Here is a 22,827-nt window from a genome sequence, read left to right as displayed (position 1 = left end):
TCAGCCGGCCTTCGGCAGATTGCGGCCGATCTCGTCGAGGCGCTTCTGCAGCGCAAGTCTGTCGACCGCATTGATCGGCAGGCTGACAAAGATCGAAATTCGGTTGTTGAGCATGCGGTAGGCTTCGGCGAAGGCGAGATGCTTTTCCGCCTCGGTGCCTTCGACGGCTGCAGGGTCAGGTACGCCCCAATGCGCCGTCATCGGTTGCCCGGGCCAGACCGGACAGGATTCGTTGGCGGCATTGTCGCAGACCGTGAAGACGAAATTCATCTCTGGGGCACCTGGCTCCGCAAACTCTTGCCAGTCTTTCGAACGGGCGAACGACGTGTCGTAGTTGAGGCTTTTCAAAAGCTGAAGGGCGTAAGGATGAACCTCTCCCTTCGGATGCGATCCAGCCGAATAGGCCTTGAACTTGCCTGCGCCGACGCGGTTCAGGATCGCCTCGGCGAGAATCGACCTTGCCGAATTGCCGGTGCAGAGAAAAAGAACATTGTATGGCTCGCTCATCGCGCACCTCCCTTCTAGCAGTTGCAGGTCACAGCCTGGATCACAGGCTGGCAAAGTTCCGGCGCGCCATTGCAGCAGTCCTCCATCAGGTAGGCCAGCAGATCGCGAAAGCCGGCCATATCGGCGAAATAGCGCACGCTGCGGCCCTCCCGTTCGGTCCGCACCAGGCCGGCATGCGACAGGATCTTGAGATGGGCCGACATCGTATTCGGGAACGCGGCGAGCCGCGAAGCGATCTCGCCCGCCGGCACGCCGTCGGCTCCAGCCCGCACCAAAAGGCGAAAAACGTCCAGCCGGGTTTCCTGGCCGAGCGCGGCAAGCGCCGAAAGGGCGAGTGTCTTGTCCATAATTCCAGGATTCCAGAAATGGCGAAGAGAGTCAACGCGCCTCTGCCAGCGACCCAAGGCAATCTCTCAGTTTTGAATTCGCCCTCTAAGCGTTTGCGTTGCCCCTCACCTGCCTGCCGGCATCCTCTCCCCGTATAGTGACGGGGAGAGGGGCCTCGTCATCGGTGATTTCGCCAAACATCGGCGGTGCAGAAACGACGCCAACGCTGCGGCCAGCCCCTTCTCCCCGTCACTATACGGGGAGAAGTGCCCGGCAGGGCGATGAGGGGCGGCGCCGACTTGTACAACTGATCGTATCCGACACATCGAAGCGATGCCAGCAGCCCTCGGCGGCTCGCTCGACCAAATCAGCCAGGCACCGTGGCGGCAATGGCATCAGCGCGGCCAAGACCGGCAACCGCTTTCCTGACCCGCTGCAGATGCGCCTGGCGTCCGGCGGCCGAGACGCTGTCCATCCGGTAGAGCGCCAGGAATTTGGTCCGGCACAGCGGATGGCAGACGGAGCGGAAGCCGCGCAGCAGGGTTCGCCGGCCGGGCTGTCCCATGATCCACGACATCAGCGGCGTGGCACCGCATGTGGTCATCGCCACCACCCGGCGTATGTGCCGCAATTTGGGCCGCGGACCGCGTCGTGCGGTCGGCATCTCGAAAGCGAAGCCCGGCACCAGCACACGCTCCAGCCAGCCTTTCAGCATCGCCGGCACGCCATACCACCAGGTCGGGTAAATGAAGACGACCGCCTCGGCCCAGATCAGCTCCTGCGCATGTTCGTGCACCGGTTGCAGGTTCGCCGCCTTGTCGTGGTAACCGCGCCATTCCTGCGTGCGCATGACTGGATCGAAGCCGGTCGCATGGAGATCGAGCAGGTGGACCTGATGCCCCCTTTCGGCAAGCGTCTCCAGCACCGTATCGCGCACGGCGCCGTTGAAGCTGTCGGTGCAGGGATGGCAATAGACGACGAGGACCTTCATCTTGCGCTCAGCCCGGTCGGTCGCCAGAGGATCGCGGTGCTGCATGCAAGCGCGTCGCATGCAAACAAGCCACCCGCAGACATAGTCGATCAGCTGTTTTCATGCGAAGCCCCGCAGCCCCATATCAAGACGCAACACCTCCAGTCGCGTCAAGCCCCGCTCGTTCGCTCAAGGAAAATTGCGCAGACATGGGCTTGCTGGAGGGCGCTGTCCCGCATGCCTTGAGGTACTCCGCGGGATGCGGCGCTGCGGAGTATCATGCCCAAGAACTCCCAGCATTGTTCCCAGAATGTCTGCGCCCTAGCTTCAGGGCGTGTTCAAAGCGTCAGGAGAAAACGATGCAGACAGGAAAACTGAGCGGCAAGATCGCCTTGGTGACGGGCGCCTCCTCCGGCATCGGCGAGGCCACCGCCTTGGCGCTGGCGGCCGAGGGCGCCACGCTGGCGATTGCCGCGCGGCGCGCCGAGCGCCTGGACGATCTGGCGAGGCGGATCCGTGAGACCGGCAGCACCGCGCTGCCGATTGCCGTCGACGTCACCGACGAAGCGCAAGCCACGGCGATGGTCGAACGGGTCCTGCAGGAGTACGGCCGGCTCGACATTCTGCTTGCGGTTGCCGGCGTCGGCGTAGCCGCGCCGTTCCGCAATACGACGCCGGAAGAATACCGCCGGATGGTCGACGTCAACATTCTGGGCCTGCTTTATCCGATCCATGCGGCGCTGCCGTCGATGCAACGGCAAGGCGCCGGCCACATCGTCGTCGTTTCTTCCGGCACCGGCCGTTATATCCACCCTTCGGTGGTCTATTCCGGCACCAAGCACGCGGTAAGCGCGATGGCGGAATCGCTTCGCCGCGAGATCGGCAAGGACGGCATCCGCGTGACCTGCATCGAGCCTGGCGCCGTCAAGACCGAGTTCACCCAGAATATGCGCGCCGATGTGCGCCAGGCGGTCGAGCTAAGGCTTGGCGACATGGAGCAGCTGGAAAGGGAGGACATCGCCGCCGCCATCCTGTACGCGGTAACGCAGCCGCCACGGGTCAACGTCAACATCCTGACGCTTTATCCGACCGAGCAGGCATGAGCTTGGCCGACAGATATGGTGCCCCTGCGCCGCCCCGCAGCATCATCCCCCGGTCATCAGCGTGAACACAAGCTGCCGCAGCTTGCCGCCCGGGCCGAATTCGACCCGGTCGAAATCGCGGCTCGCCTGCCGCTGTGCCTGAGAAATTCCGGCGAGCCGTTTCGTCACTTCGGTCCTGATCTTGCTGCAGCCGCGGTCGTCGGGGACGGTCAGGCCGATGGTGGCCGCCTCGATCTTGTGCACCATGTCGATGATGCTGGCGCCGTGCACCTTCTCGTGGGCGGCGAGGCCGGCTGCGAAAACACCCCAGTTCTTCTGGATTGTGCCCGGCAGCCGCGCGGCCGGCTTCGGCAAGGTGTAGGTGATGATCAGCTTCGGCCGCGCCGACACCAGCACGCAGGCGTCGCCTTGCGGCTGGTAGTCCCTCACCCAGGTCAGCTTGAAATTGGTATGCGCGATGACGCGGCGCTCGCCGAGCAGCGGCCCGCGGCCGCCGATCGAGGCATAGAGCTCCGGCCCGGATTGCCCTGAGATGGCATAGGTCTCGACCTTTTCGACCGCCTGCCAGCCGGCATGCGCCGGCGAGGTCAGCAGAGAGGCTAGCAGCAGGCAAAGGCGAATGGCTGTTTTCATGCAAGTCCTCGCAGCTGCTGCGCACGATGCAAAAGACATGCAGTTCCCTTCCGTGGACATAGCCGGCGGCCGGCTATAGTGGGATGCTCGTATACAAGAATCCACAGGCAACGCCATGTCGCCGCGACCGAACATTGCCCGGCAACGCCCTGCCCCCGGGACCCAGCCTCCCGGCGTCAGCCTGTGCCGCGCGCTGTCGAAGCTTGGCCTGTGCTCGCGCAAGCAGGCCGAGCTTCTGGTTGCCGAGGGGCGCGTGCGGGTCGCCGGCAAGATCGTGCGCAACGGCGCGATGCGCGTCGATCCCGGCCGCGACCGCATCGAGGTCGACGGCCGCCGCGTCGCCGCCGAGCGCAAGGTCTATCTGATGCTCAACAAGCCGCGCGGCCTGGTTACCACCCGCGACGACCCGCAGGACCGCGGCACCGTCTATGATTGCCTGGCAGGCCTCGACCTGCCCTTCGTCTCGCCGGTCGGCCGCCTCGACAAGGCCAGCGAAGGCCTGCTGTTGATGACCAACGACACGCGCTTCGCGCAGCGCCTGCTCGACCCCGCCTCGCATGTCGCCAAGACCTATCACGTGCAGATCGGCGCCCTGCCCGACGAGGCCATGCTGGCGCGGTTGCGCGCCGGCGCGACAGTCGATGGCGACTTGCTGACGGCCCGCTCGATCGAGCTGTTGCGCGGCGGCACCAGCACCGCCTGGCTGGAAATCGTGCTCGACGAGGGCCGCAACCGCCATATCCGCCGGCTGCTCGGCGCCCATGAGATCGAGGTGCTGCGCCTGGTACGGATCGCGATCGGCCCATTGCAGCTCGGCGAGCTTGCCAAAGGCAAGGCCCGCCATCTGACCGCCGAAGAGCTGGCACTGCTTCAGGCCTGAAGGACAGAGCGAAGCATCACCCCTGCCCGGGCCGGTTTGATGAGCGTTCTCATGGATTTCGGCAAAATCCAGCCCATATCCTAGATATGGAGCTTTGAGCGTGAAACTCGCGCGTGCGGTCCTGCTTGCCGCGGCTTTCGTGGCTGCTGCGGCCGTTTGTCCCCCTTCCGCAACCGGAGAGGCGAACGGCCGGGAGAAAATTGTGTTGCGCGTCGAGACAGACGGCGCCATCGGTCCGGCGAGTGCCAGGCAGCTCGAGGAAGCGCTGGCGGTGGCCGCGGACCGAAATGCCCAGGCTCTCATCCTGCAGATGGACACGCCCGGCGGGCTGGTTACCAGCATGCGCGAGATGATCGCCGCCATCCTCGCCTCGCCGGTTCCCGTCATCGGCTATGTCGCGCCCGCCGGCGGGCACGCGGCGAGCGCCGGAACCTACATCCTCTACGCCACCCATGTAGCGGCGATGGCGCCCGGCACCAATCTGGGCGCGGCAACGCCGATCGAGATGGGCGGGCCGCTGCCATCGTTTCCCGGCGGCAAGAACGATGGCCCGGAGGCGGACAAGGACAAGAAGAACGCACCCGCGGGCGATGCGATGATCGCCAAGGCGACGAACGACGCCGTTGCCCTGATCCGCAGCCTGGCTGAATTGCGCGGGCGCAATGCCGAATGGGGTGAAAAGGCCGTGCGCGAGGCGGCCAGCCTGTCGGCCGGCGCGGCGCTGCAGGAGCATGTCATCGACTTCGTCGCCCGCGACACCACCGAGTTGCTTCAACTGGCCGACGGCCGGACCGTCGAGATCGCCGGCAAGAAAGAGGCATTGGCGACGAAAGGGCTGCCGGTTGAAACGCTCGAACCAGGCTGGCTCATCCGGCTTCTCGCCGTCATCACGGACCCAAACATCGCCGTCATCCTGATGCTGGTCGGCGTCTATGGCCTCGTCTTCGAATTCACGAGCCCGGGCGCGGTCGCGCCTGGCGTGATCGGCACGATTTGCCTTCTGCTCGGCCTCTATGCGCTCAATCTCCTGCCGATCAGCTATGCCGGCCTTGCCTTGATGCTGCTTGGCATCATCTTTCTCGTCGTCGAAGCCTTGAACCCGACAGTGGTCCTTGGGCTGGGAGGCGTGGCTGCGTTTCTGCTGGGCGCTGCCATGCTGCTCAAGATCGAGGGGCCCGGCTTCGAGATGTCGTGGGCCGTTATCGGCACCGCCGCCGTCCTGACGCTCGGCCTGGCGCTGTTGACCGGCAGCTATCTGTGGGCGGCCCGCAAGAACGTTCCGCGTGTTGGCGCACAGGCCATGCAGGGGCTGCCGGCGGAGATTCTCGACTGGCAGGGCAGCGAGGGCCACGTGCTCGCCCGGGGCGAGCGCTGGCGGGCAAAAGCCGACGAACCGCTTGCGGTGGGCGACAGCGTCGAGGTGGCTGATGTCAGGGGTCTTGTGCTGACGATACGGCGCCGCAATGTGGGAAGCGATGGAGCAAGGCAATGATCATCGGTTATGTGGCCTATCTGGCAGCAGCGCTCGTCGTGGTCATGTTCTTATCCGCGGCCATTCGCGTCCTGAGGGAATATCAGCGCGGGGTGGTCTTCACGCTCGGCCGCTTCACCGGGGTCAAGGGCCCCGGCCTTATCATCCTCATCCCGTTCGTGCAGCAGATGGTGAAGGTCGACCTGCGAGTGGTGGTCCAGGACGTGCCGCCGCAGGACGTGATCTCGCGTGACAACGTCTCGGTGAAGGTCAACGCGGTGCTGTATTTTCGTATCGTCGACGCCGAGCGGGCGGTGATCCAGGTCGAAGACTTCATGACCGCCACCAACCAGTTGGCACAGACCACGTTGCGCTCGGTGCTCGGCAAGCATGAGCTCGATGAAATGCTGGCCGAACGTGACAAGCTCAACAGCGATATCCAGGAGATTCTCGACCAGCGCACCGATGCCTGGGGCATCAAGGTCTCCGATGTCGAGATCAAGCATGTCGACCTCAACGAGAACATGGTCCGCGCCATCGCCAAGCAGGCCGAGGCGGAACGGCTGCGGCGTGCGAAAGTGATCAATGCCGACGGCGAACAGCAGGCGGCGGCAAAGCTCGTCGAGGCCGGCAAGATGCTGGCCGAAGCACCGCAAGCCATGCAGCTACGCTATTTCGAGGCTCTCCATGACATCGCCGGCGAGCGCTCGTCGACGGTCGTGTTTCCGGTGCCAATGGATCTGCTCGGTCATTTCATCAAGCAGGGCGGGAAGTGAGGGAGGAGCGCATAATCTCCCTCGTGGGGAGATCAGCACCCTCACCTCTGCCACGGCGGGACCGGCGCAAAGCGTTTGCCGATCCAGTCGGCGAAGGCACGTGTCTTGGCGGCTTGCCCCTTGGCCGAAGGCATGACGACATAGACGGCCCCTTCGTCGGCAAGCGTCCAGTCCTCCAGCACTGGCACCAGCCGGCCGTCGGCGAGCTCGCGTCCGACCAGCCAATCCGTGCTCATCATCAGCCCGACGCCTTGCACGGCGGCTTCGACCAGGACCTCGGCGTCGTCGGTGACCAGCGGGCCGGAGACCTCGATACTGACGCGGCGGCCCGTGGTGTCGGTCATCTCCCAGGCCGGAAAGGTCTGGAAGCCTGAGAAGCCGAGACAGCTGTGTTCCAGCAGCGCTTCCGGCGCAGCCGGCGTGCCCCGGCCGGCGAGGTAGGACGGCGCGGCGCACAGCAGCCGCCGCCGTGTCGCGACCTTGCGCGCCACCAGCCGCGAATCCTCCAGCGCGCCGAGACGAACGGCAACATCGAAATTCTCGGCGACGAGATCGACGAAGCGGTTGGAGAACTCGGCCTCGATACGGACGTCGGGAAATTCGGCGAGAAACTGTGGCAGCAGGGGGCCGATCCACATGCGCCCGAACGAGCCGGGCAGCGCCAGCCGCAGCACGCCGCGCGGCCCGCCGCCGGCATGCGCCGACGCGACAGCCTCGGCTTCGTCGACGGCGGCCAGGATAGCGCGGATGCGGACGAGGAACTCCGAACCCGCCTCGGTCAGCGACACGCTTCGCGTCGTCCGGTGCAGCAGGCGCACGCCCAACCGCTCTTCCAGGGAGGCAAGGCGCCGCGACAGGATCGTTGCGTCGCGGCCGATGCGAGCCGCCGCCTTGGTGAAGGAGCGTGCTTCGGCGATTGCCGCGAAGGCGGCCATTTCGGCCAATGCTGCCGGTTCGTGCGATTGCTGCATCTGGCGCAGAGCTCAAATGTAAAAGCCAAGGATTATATACCAATAGCGCAGCAGCTAGTTTCACTCAATCCCGGCCCGTCAATCGGCCCATCAACCGGAGTGAGACATGAAAGCGATCGAACTGACTGCCCCGAGACTGGACGCGTTTCGCGCGGCCACCGTTCCCACGCCTGAACCGCAGCGCGGCGAAGTGCTGATCCGCCTGCGCGCCGCAAGCCTCAACTTTGTCGACGTCGCGATCGCGAGCGGCAACTATCCAGGCCCGAGCTTTCCGCTCATTCCCGTCGTCGACGGCGCCGGCGAGATCGTCGGCATCGGCGAGGGCGTGTCGAGGCTCGCCGTCAACGACCGCATCATCGCCCATGCAAAACCGCGTTGGATCGGCGGCCGTCCGCGGCCTTATGAGACCAGAGAGATGCGCGGGCTGACACTGCCCGGCTCGCTCGCCGAATATGTCGTGCTGCCGGCCAATGCCGTCGTGCCGATGCCGGCTCACTTGTCCTTCGAAGCGGCAGCAACGCTGCCGATCGCTGGCACCACCGCCTGGAACGCGATCCGCGCCGCCGATGTCGGGCCCGGATCAGTCGTCGTCCTGCTCGGCACCGGCGGTGTGTCGATCTTGACCCTGCAGCTGGCAAAGGCAGCCGGCGCCACGGTCATCATCACCTCGTCGTCGGACGAAAAGCTGGCCCGCGCCAAGGCCTTGGGTGCGGATCATCTCATCAATTATCGTGAGACACCGGACTGGGACGCCAAGGTGCTCGAGCTGACCGACGGCCTCGGCGCCGATCTGATCGTCGAGACCGGCGGCTCGGCCACCTTCGCCCGCTCAATCAATGCCGCGGCGCCCGGCGGCACGGTGTTCGCGATCGGCTTCGTCACCGGCGCCGAGGCCACCACGAACCTGCTGCCGATCATCATCAAGGCGCTCAAGGTAGTGGGCAACAACACCGGTTCGGTATCCGACCTGCGCGACGCTGCGCGCGCTATCGGCGCCGCCCGTATCGATCCGGTCATCGACACAATCTACAGCCAGCACCAGGCGACCGAGGCCTACGCCCACATGGCGGCCGGCGGCCGGCATTTCGGCAAGCTTGCGTTCAGTCTGTCGTGGTGAGCCTGAAAAGGCAGGGCGTTCAAGCTGCCGATCTCCCCCCTCGTGGGGGAGATGTCCGGCAGGACAGAGAGGGGCGCTGTCCCTCCAGCCTATCAAGCAGTTCGCGCACCCACGTAAGGTTCTCAGCTCATCAAAGTTGAACTGAACGCTGGCGATCCTTCACGCCCCCCTCTGCCCTGCCGGGCATCTCCCCCACGAGGGGGGAGATTGGCAGTTCCACCGCGTCCGCCTAAATCAGCTTCTCCAGCGTGATCGGCAGATCCCGCACCCGTTTCCCGGTGGCGTGGAATACCGCGTTGGCGATCGCCGGCGCCACGCCGACGATGCCTAGCTCGCCGACCCCCTTGCCGCCAAGCACCGAGGAATGCGGGTCGGGAATACCGACTGAGATTACCTCGATGTCGGGAATGTCGGCATTGGTGGCGATGAGATAGTCGGCGAGGTTGTTGTTGACGATGCGGCCGTGGCGGCGGTCGACGATGCCTTCCTCGAGCAGCGCCTGGCCGATGCCCATGATGATGCCGCCCTTCCACTGGCTTTCGGCGAGCTTGGGGTTATAGAGCCGGCCCGAATCCAGCGCCGATACCACGCGCGACACACGAACCGTGCCAAAGTCCTCGTCGACGCGCACTTCGATGAAATGCGCGCACCAGCTGTGGTGGGAATAGTCGCCCTCGGTGTGCGGCAGCGCCATGGCTATGGTGGTGTAGTTCTTGTAGCGGTCCTCGACCGTCGAATTGGCCGGCATCGTGTCGCCCTTGGCCTCGATATGCTGGCGCCCGACGCTGCTGAGCAGTTCGGCGATGGAAACTTCAGGGCCGTTGCCGCGCGGCGACGAAATGCGGCCATTGGCGACGACGAGCGTGTTGGCCTGCAGCGTATGGAACGGCGAAGCCGGATCACTGATGGCGAGCCCGACCAACTGGTCGAGCGCGGCACTCGCCGCCTTGTGGACAGCGCCGGTCATCACCCCGGCCAGCCGCGAACCGCCGGTGACGCCGGCACGGGCATAGCGGGAATCGCCGAGCTTGACGATGACGTTTTCCGCCGGCACGCCCAGCACCTCGGCGGCGGTCTGCGCCAAGATCGTGTAGGTGCCCTGCCCCATGTCGATCGACGAGCTTTCGACCTCAACCGAGCCGTCGGCGAGAATGCGCACGACCGCCTCGCCATAGGCGCGCCGCACCGGGTAGGTGCCGGCGGCGACGCCCCAGCCGATCAACTGGTTGCCGTCGCGCATCGAACGCGGCTGGGGCGTCCGCTTCGACCAGCCAAAGGCTTCAGCGCCGGCCGCGAACGCCTCGCGCAGCTGCCGTGTCGACCACGGCTTCTTCGCATGCGGATCCTGCTCGGCATAGTTCCTGAGACGGATTTCCAGCGGGTCGATACCGACCTCATAGGCGAGCTCGTCGATCGCGCTTTCGATGCCGAAGGCGCTCGGGTTCTCGCCCGGCGCGCGCAATGCCCCCGGCACCACCGTGTTGACCCGCACGACGTTCTGCCGCGACGAGAAATTCGGCGTCGCGTACATGACCGAGGTGACCGAGCCGAGCGGCTCGACCCACATGCCGTCGACCGAGGTCTCGTTGACGCCGCGATGCACGATCGACTGGATCTGACCCTCTGCGTTGGCGCCGAGCGCCACGGTCTGGCGCGTCGCCGCCCGTCCGCCATAGGCGGTGAAGGTCTGCGGCCTGCTGACCGCCAGCTTCACCGGCCGTCCCAGCATTTTCGCGGCGACTGCCGCCACCGCGCCGTAGCCATAGGCGAACGCCTTGGAGCCGAAGCCGCCGCCAATATAGGGCGAGACCAGTCGCACATTCTCGAACGGCACGCCGAACCATTCGGCATAGGTCCGCGCCATGCCGTCGAGCCACTGGCTCGGCTCCCAGACCGTGAGTTGGTCGTCCTGCCACTTTGCGATCAGGCCATGCGGCTCCATCGGCGCCTGGTATTCGCGCGGCGTGTTGTAGGCGTTGCAGATCCTGACCGGAGCCGAGGCGAACGCGGTCTCCGCCTCACCCCACTCCTTGGTCATCGCATCGACCGCAATGCCGTCGCCGGCTTTCGGATCGCTGAGGTCGACGATCGCCGGCGCCTCGTCATAGGCGATCTTGACCAGCGCCGCGGCTGCGACCGCCTGTTCGAAGCTCTCGGCCACCACCGCCGCGATATGCTGGCCGCTGAAGGTGATGCTGCGCGCCAGCGGGCAATAGGCAACAGCCGGCGGCGGCGTGCCCAGCCAGTCCGTGGCGGTTCTCAGCGGCAGGAAATTGTCGGGCGTCAGCACCAGCAGCACGCCCGGCGCGGCTTCGGCCGCTGCCGTGTCGATCGACTGCACCCGGCCGGCGGCAATGGTACTCTCGACCAGCACCGCATAGGTGAGCCCCTCGAGCTGCTGCTCGACGGCGTATTTGGCGGCACCGGTGATCTTGGCCGGTCCGTCGACGCGCGACAGCCGGCCGCCGACCTGATCCGCGAGGACGGCGCCGTCCGAAGCGTCGCCGCGTTTGGCATCGCCAGGTCTTGTTCTCAACTCGTGAACGGTCATGCCGTTTCTCCCATTTTGAGGATGGCGCGGGCGACGACGCGCGGCGCCAGTTCGATCTTGTAGTGGTTGGCGCCATGGTCGACGGCGCCCTCGACGGCGAGCAGGCTGGCTTGCCTGACGACCTCCGGCTCGAGCACCTTGCCTTTCAGCGCCTCTTCGACGGCGCGGGCGCGCCATGGCTTGGTGGCGACGCCGCCAAGCGCGACGCGCAGATCGCGGATCGTCCTTCCGTCGGCCTCGAACTCGATACCGACCGCGGCACTTGCCGCGGCGAATTCATAGGACTGGCGGTCGCGGACCTTGAGATAGGTCGAGCGGCGGGCGGCGGCCGAAGCGGGAATGCCGATCGCGGTGATCATCTCGCCGGGTTCGATCGCATGTTCCCGTTCGGGCGTGCTGCCCGGCAGGAAAAAATCATCGACGGCGACCTGACGGTCGCCGAGATGGACGATCGCGTCGAAGGCGACGAGTGCAACCGCTAGGTCGCCGGGATAGGTGGCGATGCAGGCTTCGCTGGTGCCGAGCACGGCATGGCCACGGGTGACGCCGCCGATCGCCGAGCAGCCGCTGCCGGGCGAGCGCTTGTTGCAAGCGGGGAAATTCGCCGGATCGCGGAAATAGGGGCAGCGCGTACGCTGCATCAAATTGCCGCCGATCGTCGCCATGTTGCGCAACTGCGCCGATGCGGCCTGCCACAATGCTTCCGAGACGGCGGGGAACCGGCTCTTGATATCGGCGTGGTCGGCGACTTGGCTCATCCTGGCCAGCGCGCCGATCGTGGCGCCCCGGTCATCGACGGCAATCGTATCCAGTCCCCTGAGATGGGTGATGTCGACCACGGTCTCGGGTTCGGCAACGCCGCATTTGGCGAGATCGACAAGCGTCGTGCCGCCGGCCAAAAGCATGGCGCCCGGTAGCGCCGCTGCCTGGCGGGCTGCATCGACGGAGCCGGCGCGGAGATACGAAAAGTCCCTCATGATGCGGCCTCCATTGCCGCCTGGCGCACGGCGGCGACGATATGCGGATAGGCGCCGCAGCGGCAGAGATTGCCGGCCATGTATTCGCGGATCTCCTCGTCGGAACCGGCATGGCCCTCGCGAATGCAGGCGACCGCCGACATGATCTGGCCCGGCGTGCAATAGCCGCACTGGAAGGCGTCCTGTTCGAGGAAGGCGGCCTGCACCGCATGCAGCGTGCCATCCTCCCCGGCAAGCCCTTCGATGGTGGTGATGTCCCTGCCTTCAGCCTGAGTGGCAAGCGTCAGGCAGGCCAGCACGCGCTGGCCGTCGATATGGACCGTGCAGGCGCCACACTGGCCCTGGTCACATCCCTTCTTGGTTCCGGTCAGGCCGAGATGGTCGCGCAAGACGTCGAGCAGCGTAACGCGCGGCTCGACCTCCAGTTCACGTCGATGTCCATTGATTTGAAGTTGGATTGGAGTTCGGGTTATGCTTGTCATGGGGCGTCTGGCTCCAGTTGCTTGACGCGGGAGGGGATGATCTGGTGCCCGGCCGGCGAGCGGCAAGGTCAGCTTATGGCTAGGTGAAAGCTAATCTCCCCCTTGCGGGGCAGATGCCCGGCAGGGCGGAAGGGCTCGGTTCGACTTGGCGCGACTTCTGGGAAGGCTGCAGCTTGCGAGGTCGAAAGACGTGACATACCCGATCCCGTGATTACATGATAAAGGCGCTCCACAAATCGGAGGCGCCTCCGTTTACTACGTAGGGACCTGCTCTGCCCTGTTCAAGCCCCGGATCGAAATCGATCGAAATTGAAAAAATTGGCAGGGCAGCAGCCGTCATGCCAAGCCTGAAGCCGCCGCGGCAACCGCTCGCGCGCCGACAATCGCTCGGATTCAGCCGCAACACTCGAAACAGAGCAACGAGCGGACCATTGGGGCGCCGAAGGAGAGTGGTAAAAAAGCACCACCGGCCCAAGCCGGTGGTGCTCTCTGGACTGTCTGTAGGGGCAGGACAGTCCAATGATCCTGAGGGGATCGTGCTCAATGTCGGCTCATTTTTGCCTCAGGGCATCGGCCGAACAGATGAGGAGTGCCGGCCGCGCCAGGAAATATCCTCCGTCGTCATCCACCGGGACAGGCAAGATGCGGAACGCCGGCCCAGACTCGATCCTGTGATTGTATTTACTTGCGATTATATTTGTCGGAGGCGTAACGAAGTTGGAGGCGTCTCCGTTGTTGAAACGGGGCCTGCCCTATTCGGATCAACACTGGAGAAAAAATTGGCCGCAGAGCCGCCCGTCATATCTGGAGACAAGGCCGAAGCCGCCGCTGCAAAACCGCTGCGCGCCGACGCGCAGCGCAACCGCGACGCACTGGTCGAGGTCGCGGCGAAAGCCTTTGCCGCGCATGGCGTCGATGCCTCGCTGGAGGAGATTGCGCGTCAGGCCGGCGTCGGCATCGGCACGCTCTACCGGCATTTCCCAACGCGCGAGCATCTGGTCGAGGTGGTTTATCGGCGCGAAGTGGAAGGACTGTGCCAGGCGGCCGACGAACTCGCCCACGATCATGTGCCCGACGTCGCGCTCGAACAATGGATGCAGCGCTTCGTCGACTACATCGCCACCAAGCGCGGGCTGTCGACAAGCCTGCGCATCCTGCTCACAACCAACTCCACCCTGTTCTCCGACGTTTCGGGCAGGGTGACGCTGGCTTTGCGGCGGCTGATCGATGCCGCGGTCGCCAACGGCTCGATCCGCAGCGACGTCGATGCCTCCGACGTGCTGCATGCGCTGGGCGGCATCTATTCGGCCCCGGACACCAAGGACTGGCGCGACCGCTCGCGCCGATTGGTGTCGCTGCTGATGGATGGGCTGCGGTTTGGAGCGGCCAAATCCGGCCCATCCAGGGAATGACGAATGCAATGACTGCCCTTATTTCAGCGAGATGCTCATACCGCTGAGATCGGCGTTGACTTGCAGACCTACCTGCCTGCCTGTGAGTTCGAGTTGGGCACCCTTGTCATTGGTCATGACGATCACCTGGGCTCCTTTGCCAAGCGCGCCGCCACCGCCCGCTGCACCGTACACCCCCGTCACATCCCGGGCGCGGCGTATGTGGCGCACGGTACCTTTGAAATAGGTCTTGGAGGCGCCGAAGGCGAGGCCGCCCGAGATGCCGCCGACCGAGATGGGATATCGGCGACCATGGAAGGTCAGTGTGCCCTCGCCTCCGGAGCCGCCGATGAAAAAGGCCGCCTTGTAGATGGCGAAGCGGATCGTACCGCTGTCGGCATGCGCGACGCTGGCAAAGCTAACTGCCGCGGCGGCGATGACGGCAACCGCGACTGAACGAAATCTGGACGAAATCTTCATGATGAGAACTCCTCAAGATCGCCGCATGCCCAGCCGACCGGGCACATCGGCGTCGTATCAAAGTCATAGCTGAACAGTCTCGCCCGTCATTGGTTCCAAGCACGCGGCCTGAATTCGGCTGCGAGAAGACAGCTACGAAACGAGGCGGACGGCGAGCATAGACCTGGCTGTAAGAACAGCGGCCGAATGGTGGGAATCCTTCGCCGGCGCTCCTATGAAAACGTAGGTGTTGAAGCCGAACGGTATTAGTCTGCGCTGTCTGGGGTTTCGGGAGCGCGGCAAAGAATGGATTTGAACTCTGGCTACGGCTACCTGCTGATCGGCGGCCTGATCCTGGTCGGTGCCGGGCTCCTGGTCGTTTCGCTGATCGTCAATCTCCGTGTGGCGCACAGTGTGCGTGACGACGTACGCCATCGTGAAAAGCTGCTGGAATATTATCGCAACATCTTTTCGCAGCTGGGCGTGATCCTGATCGGCATTGGCGTGTCCCTGTTCATCTTCTTTTTCCAGCAGAACTATCAGGACCAGCGTAAACGCGAAACGGAGCTCCAGCAGGTTCTCGCCAAACTGGCGGCGCGTATTGCCCGCGGCGGCGCCGTCGTGGAGGCCCTTGGCGAATTCGATGCGCTGCTGGATGATGGCGGCGCCTATGTCAGTCCGGAACTCGGCGGCAACAATGCCGCGGTCAGCGCCCACGGGACGGCGCTCGCCAAGCAGGTTTCGCAGATCCTTCTGGTCGAACGCGACGTCGATGTTCAGGGGTTCGATACCCTGAATTTATCACGCGATTTCGAAGCATCGTTCGTCGTCAACGAGCTCAACCCAACGCTATGGTTCAACATCGTCCGGGACGAGAGCGACATCAAATATGCCACCACTCAGATCGCCCTGGATTACAAGGACCTGCAGGATGCGATCGGCGGCGAGGCGATCGAGGTTGCGATCGCCAATCCCGAAAAGGAGCGGAAGATCAAGCAGGAGGTGCTCGACATTTTTTATGATGCCGACCTCCTGCGCCAGCGCAGCAGGCGGTTTCTCGGCCGCGCATGCTGGCTGTTCAGCAAGGGGCGCGGTTTCGTCAAGCTTGCACCGGCCAATGAGATCGAAGCCGATGCCAGGTCGCACCAAGAATGGATCGACCGGTCGAAACCCTTCCTGACGCAAGCGACGCCGGGCAGCGGCGATTGCTTCAAATTGCTCCAGTTCGGCCCGGCATCCTGAACCGGCAAAGGCTCGCCCGCCCCGCGACGGCTAATCACCCTCGCGCTGCAGCGTGCCGAGATGATTGTCGTTGAGAAACTCGATGGTCACGGCCGACGCCTTGCCGTCGGGGTCGATGACAAAGCTGACGGCCGAGGGCCTGTCCGGCATCTCGGCATCGGGGAAGGTCACGAAGAGGTCGCGGTCGAAATGCTTCAGTGGATAGGACCGCGCACCGGCGGGCCCGACCTTGAGGACAAGAGCCTCTCCTTCGCCCGACACAATAGCATCGCCGATGAAGTCGTTGAAGTAACGGCCGGCATAGGCACTGGCTGGCCCGGCCGGACTTGCCGGAGAGGGCGGCACGGCATAGGTGGCCTTGGCCGCCGCAATCACCGGCCCGAACATGCCTGCATAGATATCATTCCATGCCTTTACCTTATCTTTCCCCAGCTCTCCGTCGAAGACGAGATCGGCGAAGCTGTCGGACAGTCCCTCCGGCACGCCTGTCGGAAAGGCGTTGGCGATGACGACGATGCCAAGCTTCTCCTCGGGGAAGAGCATCACCAGACTGCGTGCGCCGGTGCTGAAGGCGCCCGCATGACCCCAGACCAGCCCGTGCCGGCCGAATTCGACATTCCAGCCGAGGCCGTAGAAGGCCTCGCCTCCGGAGACGGGGTTCTTGCCGCGAACCATCAAGGGAATATGTGTCTGGTCCAGCGCATCGGCGGCAATGAGTCTCTTGCCGGCGTAGGCCCCGTTGCCGAGCACAAGGCGCATCCATTGAGAGAGATCGCGTGCGGTGGAACTGACGCCGCCTGCTGGCGCCTGCGCATCCGGATAGCGCTGGACCTTCGCGGCCCAGGCGCCATCGATCTTGGCGTGGAGTTCGGCGCGGTTGGCGTGCTTGATGAAGTCCGAATGACGCGAACTGGTCGAGGCCATTCCAAGCGGACGATAGAGCTTCTCTTCGGCGACCTCTTCCCAGGGCTTGCCCGTCGGCTTCGCGGCGGCGACGGCACCCTCGGTCAGTCCGAAATTACTGTAGGAATAGCCGGCACGAAAGCTCGACGACGGCGACACGAACCGCAGGCGGCGCAGGATCTCCCCGCGGTCATAGCCAATGTCCTCGAGGTCGTCGCCCGCCGTGCCGGGAAGCCCGCTGCGGTGCGCAAACAGGTCGCGGACCGTGAGTTCGCTGGTCGGATAGGGCTCGGCGAGCCGGAAAGCCGGATCGAGGTCGGCGATCTTCGAATCCCAGGAAGCGACCCCGTTGCTGACCAGCGCCGCCACGACGGTGGCGGAGACCGGCTTGGAGAGGGAGGCGATCTGGAAGACCGTGTCCGCATCGACGGTCTCCGGTTTTCCGGCTTCGCGATGCCCGAACCCCTTGAGGAAGATCACCTCGTCGCCATGCACGACGCCGATGGCCAGACCGGGCACGCTACCATCCGCGACGACGCCTTCGGCAAGTAGTTCGAGCTTCGCAAGGGCCGCGGCGATCCTGTCGGGTGGGATGGTATCGGCCGACGCCGCTTTCGGCAAAAGCACCATGATAGCGATGAAGGCCAACATCCTCCAACGGAGGTGGTTCCGCTTTATGAATAGCCGCATGCTCAGCCCCCTCCGCTTCACCGGCGTGCACTATTGCAGGCCGACGCAGGGAAGGCCAGCCTCACGCTCGACCCGCCATCCATTGACGGATGTCGGTTTCGCACCAGTCGAAATTCAGACAGCCGCGCCTGAGCTAGGATGCCGCGCGCAGGCGAAGGCGCCGCCTGCTGGCGCGGGCCTTCTCCGCCACCGCAGCGGTGATCTCGACCACGCCGTCTTCACGCGGTCTGGCGTTGGTGACCTTGTGGAGCCGCTCATAGGGCAACAGTTCCTTGACCCGGGCTTGAAGCGACGCGACTTCGGCACGCAGATCCTCGCATTCCTGCCGCTGGACGTCGAACTGTATCTGTTCGGATGCCTGCTGCAGGGAAAGCTGCGAAAAATTCGCGCTGACCGCGGAAAGGTTCATCTTGTCGCTTTCGCTCTCCTTCATGAGAGCAGACAATTTTTCCTCGGCGATTTGCTTTTCGGCCACCGCGTCGCTCGCTTGAGCCTTGAGCCTGGCGATCTCGCTGACGGCTTCGCTGTTGTGGTTCGAGGCGGCTTCCAGTCGCGATCGGAGATCCTCGATCTCAGAACGCAAGCCGGTCATCTCCGCGACACCGCGTGCAAGTTCGGCTTCCCTGTCCCCGTCCCTGATGCGGGCCGCTTCCGTCATTTCCGACAGCTTGGCCTGCGCCATGTCGAGCGATTTCTGCAGCCGCATTTCCTCTTTCTCGCTCTTGCCAAGCGCGACCAGCAGTTCCGAAACCTGTGCGGCGTCATTGGCGTGGACAGTCGAGAGTTCGTCCAGCCTGTGCCGGGCCTCGGCCTCCCGTTTCAGCGCCTTGTCGAGGTCGATCGACAGGCTAACATGTTTCTCCCGCAGCATCTCGTTCTCGCGCGAGCGTCTGTTGGCCTCGACCGCTCTGGCCGAGAGCGTTTTGACAAGGTCGCCGAACTCGGCCTCGCGTTTTGCGCTCGCATTGCCTGCCACGACGAGCTCCAGCCTTGCTGCAGCCAGCGCGCCGCGAAGTGCTTCCTTGTCCTCGACCAGGCTCGCCTCATGCTGCTGCAGCGCCTCGATAGCGCTGTCGCGCTCGCGCTGCTTTCTGGTTGCATCGTGGAGCTGTTCGGATAGTGCTCTTTGTTGCGCGGTCAAGCTGGTATTTGCCAGCTCCAATTCGTTGGCGCGAAGAATGTCGCCGTGGAGGAGTTTCAGGAATTCGCCTGTCAGATGATGCGAGGTCGCGATCTCCGACAGTTTCGCATGGATCTCCCCAAGATACTCCTGCGCGTCGTGAAAGAGCCCATCGACCGCACTTAAGGCAGCGAGCCGGGTTTGCGTGTGGGGCGTCAGCCGTCGCGCGGTCTCGAAGGCATCCGCATTGGCCTCAAGTTGCGAGCTGTCATCCATTGCCGCGAGATTCCCATCCGACACAGTCTCATCCGGGACAGTGACGTCGTTCAACGGCGACTGATCGTCCACGTTGAGACATTCGCTAAACGCATCCGCCAAATCGGTTTCGAGCTCCTTGAACGCCCTCTCCACAGTCTCGGCACGCTTGATCAAACCTTTGAAATTCATGACTGAATATCCCTCTCGTGCAGCGCCGTTAAGGAGCGAACATTCGCCTCCCCCGAATACGGGTTCACCCCTGACCGTGCGCTCTGGCCGACGCCACGCTAGGGACAGGCTCGGCCACTGTCCTCGTGTATTTGAATGACGCGCCTCGCGGCAGTCGCCGATGGCGCGATTCGTAGCGACGGCGACAGTTCCAACGAACGCGTTGGGCGGCATCTGCTCGGCCGCCGCAAAACCGTCGAAGCTCGACATGAACCGGTTATTTCGACGTCTGGCGGCATCGGTGCTTGATGCCGCCAATATTTCATTCCACACACCGGTCACGATGACGGACGAGATACGGGATCAGCGCCAGGTGTTCAGGTGGGCCTTGCCTGCCTCCGCGGTCCTGCATTTGCTCGCCGCGGCGCTTCTGTTGTCCGCGCTGCCGGTGTCGCCCCCGCAGCCGCAGAAGGATCAGGCCATCGGGGTGGATCTGGTGCCGCCGCCCAAACCATCGGAGAAAGCCAAACCTCCGCCTCCTGCGAAACCGCCCAAGCCCGAAAAGCCGCCGGAAGCAAAGATCGAGACGCCGGCGCATCCGGAAGCCGGCCCTCAGAGGCCTGTCTTCCAATTCGGCGAGAAGGACGCTGGTCCTCGCAAGTCTCTGGACGGCAACAGTGCGGAGGATGGTTCGGAACAACCGACGGCGCCGCAAGATCCCAATAAACAGGATCTTGCGCAGCCACCTGCCGTGACTGCGGTAGACGGCAAAGACCCGGCTCCGCCGCCTGGCGCATCCGCGCCGCCTAAGCCCAAGCGAGCGGCCAAGGTGCAAAAGCCGCTGAAGCTTGAAGAAGCGAAAAGATTGTTCTCGCAAACAGCAACCGGTGATCCAATCGCGACAACCGCCATGAGAAATGTGCCGCGCCCCGATCGGATCGGTCAGCTCTGCTTCTGGGAAGTGCGCGAACAGTTGCGCCATGCTTCGCCCCCCTACTTTCCTGACGTCTTGCGTCCCTTCAGGTTGAAGGCCGGCAATATCATGCAAGTCTCCAGGACCGAGTTCCGCGCCGGCGGGCAGTGGTACGCTCTGAGCTTTCGTTGCGAGGTCGATCCGGATGCGACGAAAGTCGTGTCGTTCGCCTTCCGTGTTGGAGATCCAGTGCCAGCGCCGCGGACTGCCCGCCAAATGGGTGGCCCAGACTGATCGAGGTCGGCTCGCCGGCCGCATCAAATCTACGATGCCGGCGAAGTCTTCGCGCCCCGGCATCCGTAAGGTGGCTTTCGCCAGCAGCCGCCTCACGGTGGGACGAATGCTCGCCCGCCTTGGCAATCGCTGTGTCGAGGTTTAGCTTATGCTAAGGGAGGGTTCGATGACTTCAAGTTTCAATGTTCACCATGCTGCCGGCTATGAGCAGCTCATGGGTCGCTGGAGCCAAAAGCTCGCGCCGCTGTTCATCGACTTCGCGGGCCTTAAGGACGGCGAAAAGATCCTCGACGTCGGTTGTGGCACAGGCAGCCTGACCTTCGCGCTCGTCAAGGCCGCTGAACTCCGTGAGGTCGCCGCGATCGATTTTTCGGCCGTTTTCGTCGAGGAGGCAATCCGGCGCAACACCGACCCGCGGATAAAAATCCGCCAGGCGGATGCCTGCGCCCTGCCCTTTGAGGACGGCGCGTTTGACCGCGCCCTGGCGCTGCTCGTGCTCCATTTCGTGCCCGAAACCGGCAAGGCAGTCGCTGAGATGCGCCGCGTCGTGCGGCCGGGCGGCGTGGTCGCGGCGACCGTATGGGACCATCTCGGCGGCATGCCCGGAATGCGCATGATGATCGACACGGTGGCAGTGCTCAGCGAAGGCGGCCGCCAGCTGCGCGCCCGCTATTGCACCCAGCCGATGATGCAGCCGGGCGAAATGCAACGGACCTTTGTCGAACAGGGTCTCCGGGACGTTACGGAAACGCAGCTGATGATCCGCATGGACTACCAAAACTTCGACGACTACTGGGCGCCGATTGCCGCCGGCGAAGGGCCGCTCGGCAAGTATGTGGCCACGCTCGATCCAGAAGAGCGGGCGCGCACCGACGCCGCCATGCGCGACGCCTATGAGGCCGGCCGGCCCGACGGCCCGAGGTCCTTTGCCAATGTCGCCTGGGCCTGCCGCGGTGTCGTTGCCTGACGTTGGCGCTAGCCGATCCCGTAGACCAACCCGACGCGGCCGTCCGACAACTGCTCAACCTTGCGCAGTTCGAGCCCACGACGATTCTTCGCCGTTCCAAACAGCGCCTTTCCTTCACCGGCGAGCAGCGGATAGACGATCAGCCTGAGTTCATCCACCAGCCCGGCATCGATAAGGCTCGCGGTAATTCGGGCGCCGCCCATAAGGTAGATGTCCTTGCCGGGCTGCTGTTTCAGCGCAGCGATATCCTCGAAATTCCGCACGAAGCGCGTCTTTGGCCAGGCCGCCGAAGTCATTGTGTTCGACAGCACATAATGCGGCGTCTGGGCGGCGAAGCGGGCCCATTCGAGCTCGGCCGGCTTCGGCAATTTGCCGGTCATCGGCAGCGGCTTGTCGGGCTCGTTCTGGATGGCGCTCCAGTAGCGCTCGTAGCCAGCATACATGACGCTGCCAAGGAGGCAGGCATCGATTTGCGGCGTCAGGCCGTATTCCTCGGACCACGCATCGACCCAATCGGCGTATCCCTCGGGTCCCTCCATCTTGCCGTCCACGGAAATTTTCATTCCAGTGATCAATTTACGCATGACTTCCTCCATCAGGCTTGCGGGATGCAAGCACGTTTCATCGGTTCATCGTTGCTTCGTATGGCTGGCGGCGACCTCAGGGATGGCCGCCGCGAGTTACATCAGGCCGGCAAGCGGCGGTCGTATTCTTCCCGCAGGCGGCTCCAGCCGTCCCAGAACGAGGTCGGTGTCTTGCCCGCCAGACGGGCGGCCAGCAGGTCGAGGTGTATGTGCCAGCCGGCAGTGATGTTGAGCTGGATTGCACGTTCCGGCAGCCGCCGATGGACGACGGTGAGCAGCACATCGCTACCCTTCGCCTCCAGCAAGAAGGAGACGCCGCCGGTGTTTCCCCAGGTGATCGAAAGCTTGCGCGGCGGATCGAGTTCGGTGATCCGGCCCTCCATCCGATGCTCTTCGGGGAAACCCGCGGGGCGCTGGCCAGGCGGGTCGGTCAGCTCGTCGTTGCGCCAGACGAACTCGAACGAGCTGCCGGCCTTCATTTCCATTTGGCCTGCGGCCATCCATTGCCGTCGCAAGTCACTCTCGGTGAGATAGGCCCAGACGCGCTCGATGGGGCCGGGCAAAAGGCGCTGGATGGTGAACGTGGCGGGCTCGGTCAGCTCGCCATAGGCGCCGATGGTTCTCATCTGGTTCATTGCTCGTCTCCTTCTTTCGGATTGGGCGATTTCCTGGGCTCATCCTGGGCTTTGCGTGCGTCCTCTTCGCGAAGAAGGCGTTCGAGAACATCGAGACGACCGGTCCAGAAGCGCTCGTAGAAGCCGAGCCACTGATGTGCGCTGGCTAGGGGTCCAGGGGCTAGTCGGCACAAATGCGTGCGGCCCCTCACCTCTCGATGAATAAGCCCTGCGTTCTCCAGCGCCTTGATGTGCTTGGAGGCGGCCGCGAGCGACATCACGAAGGGTTCCGCCAGCTGGCTTACCGTTTTCTCGCCATCGGCGAGATCGCGAAGCATGTGCCGGCGGGTGGCGTCGCCAAGGGCGTGAAAGACCGCGTCCATCTGGTGTGTCTCTAATTCAACCATTTAGTTGAATATAGACGCGCGCTTTGAGATAGTCAACCGTTTGGTTGAATAA

The 22,827-nt window shown here is 64.0% G+C and carries 23 protein-coding genes; 9 read left to right on the top strand and 14 right to left on the bottom strand.

The window, feature by feature from the left end; genetic code table 11:
- The 3 genes from NKJ93_RS29755 to NKJ93_RS29745 form a co-directional block, all read right to left on the bottom strand.
- Window positions 1-507, bottom strand: coding sequence for an arsenate reductase ArsC (locus tag NKJ93_RS29755; RefSeq protein WP_352494408.1), 507 nt, complete (start codon window positions 505-507; stop codon window positions 1-3).
- Window positions 508-521: 14 nt separating this feature from the next.
- Window positions 522-854, bottom strand: a complete 333-nt coding sequence (locus NKJ93_RS29750; protein WP_023722919.1) for an ArsR/SmtB family transcription factor — start codon at window positions 852-854, stop codon at window positions 522-524.
- A 347-nt stretch (window positions 855-1,201) separates the two neighbouring features.
- Complete coding sequence (locus NKJ93_RS29745) at window positions 1,202-1,870, bottom strand: NAD(P)H-dependent oxidoreductase (protein ID WP_352494409.1); 669 nt, start codon at window positions 1,868-1,870, stop codon at window positions 1,202-1,204.
- Between the two features lie 293 nt (window positions 1,871-2,163).
- Here NKJ93_RS29745 and NKJ93_RS29740 point away from each other — a divergent pair, with 293 nt between their 5' ends.
- Window positions 2,164-2,907: an SDR family oxidoreductase gene (locus tag NKJ93_RS29740; protein WP_352592725.1), complete on the top strand. Its 744-nt coding sequence runs from the start codon at window positions 2,164-2,166 to the stop codon at window positions 2,905-2,907.
- Window positions 2,908-2,949: 42 nt separating this feature from the next.
- Here the strand turns inward: NKJ93_RS29740 and NKJ93_RS29735 are convergent, their stop codons facing one another.
- On the bottom strand, window positions 2,950-3,540 hold the full coding sequence (locus NKJ93_RS29735; protein WP_352592722.1) for a DUF922 domain-containing Zn-dependent protease: 591 nt from the start codon (window positions 3,538-3,540) through the stop codon (window positions 2,950-2,952).
- 115 nt (window positions 3,541-3,655) lie between these two features.
- On the opposite strand from NKJ93_RS29735, the gene NKJ93_RS29730 reads away from it, so the two are divergent.
- From NKJ93_RS29730 to NKJ93_RS29720, 3 genes are all read left to right on the top strand, one after another.
- On the top strand, window positions 3,656-4,420 hold the full coding sequence (locus NKJ93_RS29730) for a pseudouridine synthase (protein ID WP_352592719.1): 765 nt from the start codon (window positions 3,656-3,658) through the stop codon (window positions 4,418-4,420).
- Between the two features lie 100 nt (window positions 4,421-4,520).
- Window positions 4,521-5,912, top strand: coding sequence for an NfeD family protein (locus NKJ93_RS29725; RefSeq protein ID WP_352592716.1), 1,392 nt, complete (start codon window positions 4,521-4,523; stop codon window positions 5,910-5,912).
- On the top strand, window positions 5,909-6,667 hold the full coding sequence (locus tag NKJ93_RS29720; protein WP_023722913.1) for a slipin family protein: 759 nt from the start codon (window positions 5,909-5,911) through the stop codon (window positions 6,665-6,667). The genes NKJ93_RS29725 and NKJ93_RS29720 overlap by 4 nt, the downstream gene beginning before the upstream one ends.
- A 41-nt stretch (window positions 6,668-6,708) precedes the next feature.
- Here NKJ93_RS29720 and NKJ93_RS29715 read toward each other — a convergent pair whose 3' ends face one another.
- Window positions 6,709-7,638, bottom strand: coding sequence for a LysR family transcriptional regulator (locus NKJ93_RS29715; protein ID WP_352592713.1), 930 nt, complete (start codon window positions 7,636-7,638; stop codon window positions 6,709-6,711).
- Between the two features lie 106 nt (window positions 7,639-7,744).
- Between NKJ93_RS29715 and NKJ93_RS29710 the strand changes: the two genes are divergently transcribed.
- Window positions 7,745-8,755, top strand: coding sequence for a zinc-dependent alcohol dehydrogenase family protein (locus tag NKJ93_RS29710; protein WP_352592710.1), 1,011 nt, complete (start codon window positions 7,745-7,747; stop codon window positions 8,753-8,755).
- Window positions 8,756-8,984: 229 nt separating this feature from the next.
- Here the strand turns inward: NKJ93_RS29710 and NKJ93_RS29705 are convergent, their stop codons facing one another.
- From NKJ93_RS29705 to NKJ93_RS29695, 3 genes are read right to left on the bottom strand one after another with little or no spacing between them, the layout of a single operon-like run.
- Entirely contained in the window at window positions 8,985-11,306 is a 2,322-nt protein-coding gene (locus NKJ93_RS29705; RefSeq protein WP_352592707.1) for a xanthine dehydrogenase family protein molybdopterin-binding subunit, read from the bottom strand.
- On the bottom strand, window positions 11,303-12,283 hold the full coding sequence (locus NKJ93_RS29700; protein ID WP_352592704.1) for an FAD binding domain-containing protein: 981 nt from the start codon (window positions 12,281-12,283) through the stop codon (window positions 11,303-11,305). Before NKJ93_RS29700 ends, NKJ93_RS29705 begins: the two co-directional genes overlap by 4 nt.
- Window positions 12,280-12,765, bottom strand: coding sequence for a (2Fe-2S)-binding protein (locus NKJ93_RS29695; protein WP_352592701.1), 486 nt, complete (start codon window positions 12,763-12,765; stop codon window positions 12,280-12,282). The genes NKJ93_RS29700 and NKJ93_RS29695 overlap by 4 nt, the downstream gene beginning before the upstream one ends.
- Window positions 12,766-13,544: 779 nt before the next feature.
- Between NKJ93_RS29695 and NKJ93_RS29690 the strand changes: the two genes are divergently transcribed.
- Window positions 13,545-14,177, top strand: coding sequence for a TetR/AcrR family transcriptional regulator (locus NKJ93_RS29690; RefSeq protein ID WP_023722352.1), 633 nt, complete (start codon window positions 13,545-13,547; stop codon window positions 14,175-14,177).
- Window positions 14,178-14,195: 18 nt separating this feature from the next.
- On the opposite strand, the gene NKJ93_RS29685 is transcribed toward NKJ93_RS29690, so the two are convergent.
- Window positions 14,196-14,636, bottom strand: coding sequence for a lipid-binding SYLF domain-containing protein (locus NKJ93_RS29685; protein WP_023677323.1), 441 nt, complete (start codon window positions 14,634-14,636; stop codon window positions 14,196-14,198).
- Window positions 14,637-14,921: 285 nt separating this feature from the next.
- Between NKJ93_RS29685 and NKJ93_RS29680 the strand changes: the two genes are divergently transcribed.
- Window positions 14,922-15,857 carry a hypothetical protein gene (locus tag NKJ93_RS29680; RefSeq protein ID WP_023722353.1) on the top strand — a complete coding sequence of 312 codons (936 nt, stop codon included), beginning with the start codon at window positions 14,922-14,924 and terminating at the stop codon, window positions 15,855-15,857.
- A 30-nt stretch (window positions 15,858-15,887) separates the two neighbouring features.
- Here NKJ93_RS29680 and NKJ93_RS29675 read toward each other — a convergent pair whose 3' ends face one another.
- Complete coding sequence (locus NKJ93_RS29675) at window positions 15,888-17,411, bottom strand: serine hydrolase (protein WP_502904411.1); 1,524 nt, start codon at window positions 17,409-17,411, stop codon at window positions 15,888-15,890.
- A 172-nt stretch (window positions 17,412-17,583) separates the two neighbouring features.
- Complete coding sequence (locus NKJ93_RS29670) at window positions 17,584-19,017, bottom strand: coiled-coil domain-containing protein (RefSeq protein ID WP_352592695.1); 1,434 nt, start codon at window positions 19,015-19,017, stop codon at window positions 17,584-17,586.
- A gap of 247 nt (window positions 19,018-19,264) precedes the next feature.
- Between NKJ93_RS29670 and NKJ93_RS29665 the strand changes: the two genes are divergently transcribed.
- On the top strand, window positions 19,265-20,203 hold the full coding sequence (locus tag NKJ93_RS29665) for a DUF930 domain-containing protein (RefSeq protein WP_352549414.1): 939 nt from the start codon (window positions 19,265-19,267) through the stop codon (window positions 20,201-20,203).
- A 166-nt stretch (window positions 20,204-20,369) separates the two neighbouring features.
- Entirely contained in the window at window positions 20,370-21,170 is an 801-nt protein-coding gene (locus NKJ93_RS29660) for a class I SAM-dependent methyltransferase (protein WP_023722357.1), read from the top strand.
- An 8-nt stretch (window positions 21,171-21,178) separates the two neighbouring features.
- On the opposite strand, the gene NKJ93_RS29655 is transcribed toward NKJ93_RS29660, so the two are convergent.
- The 3 genes from NKJ93_RS29655 to NKJ93_RS29645 all read right to left on the bottom strand — a co-directional run bounded on the left by NKJ93_RS29655 (window position 21,179) and on the right by NKJ93_RS29645 (window position 22,775).
- The gene (locus NKJ93_RS29655; RefSeq protein ID WP_292662105.1) at window positions 21,179-21,754 is read right to left on the bottom strand and encodes a dihydrofolate reductase family protein; all 576 of its coding nucleotides are present in this window, start codon (window positions 21,752-21,754) and stop codon (window positions 21,179-21,181) included.
- 101 nt (window positions 21,755-21,855) lie between these two features.
- Window positions 21,856-22,389: an SRPBCC family protein gene (locus tag NKJ93_RS29650; protein ID WP_352592691.1), complete on the bottom strand. Its 534-nt coding sequence runs from the start codon at window positions 22,387-22,389 to the stop codon at window positions 21,856-21,858.
- Complete coding sequence (locus tag NKJ93_RS29645) at window positions 22,386-22,775, bottom strand: ArsR/SmtB family transcription factor (protein ID WP_023722360.1); 390 nt, start codon at window positions 22,773-22,775, stop codon at window positions 22,386-22,388. Before NKJ93_RS29645 ends, NKJ93_RS29650 begins: the two co-directional genes overlap by 4 nt.
- Window positions 22,776-22,827: the final 52 nt, after the last annotated feature.

Origin of the sequence: Mesorhizobium sp. M0028 (genome assembly GCF_040323855.1) — a bacterium.
In the GTDB taxonomy this organism is placed as follows: domain Bacteria; phylum Pseudomonadota; class Alphaproteobacteria; order Rhizobiales; family Rhizobiaceae; genus Mesorhizobium.
Note: the sequence above shows the minus strand (reverse complement) of the source record. Positions and strands in the feature narration are given on the sequence as shown.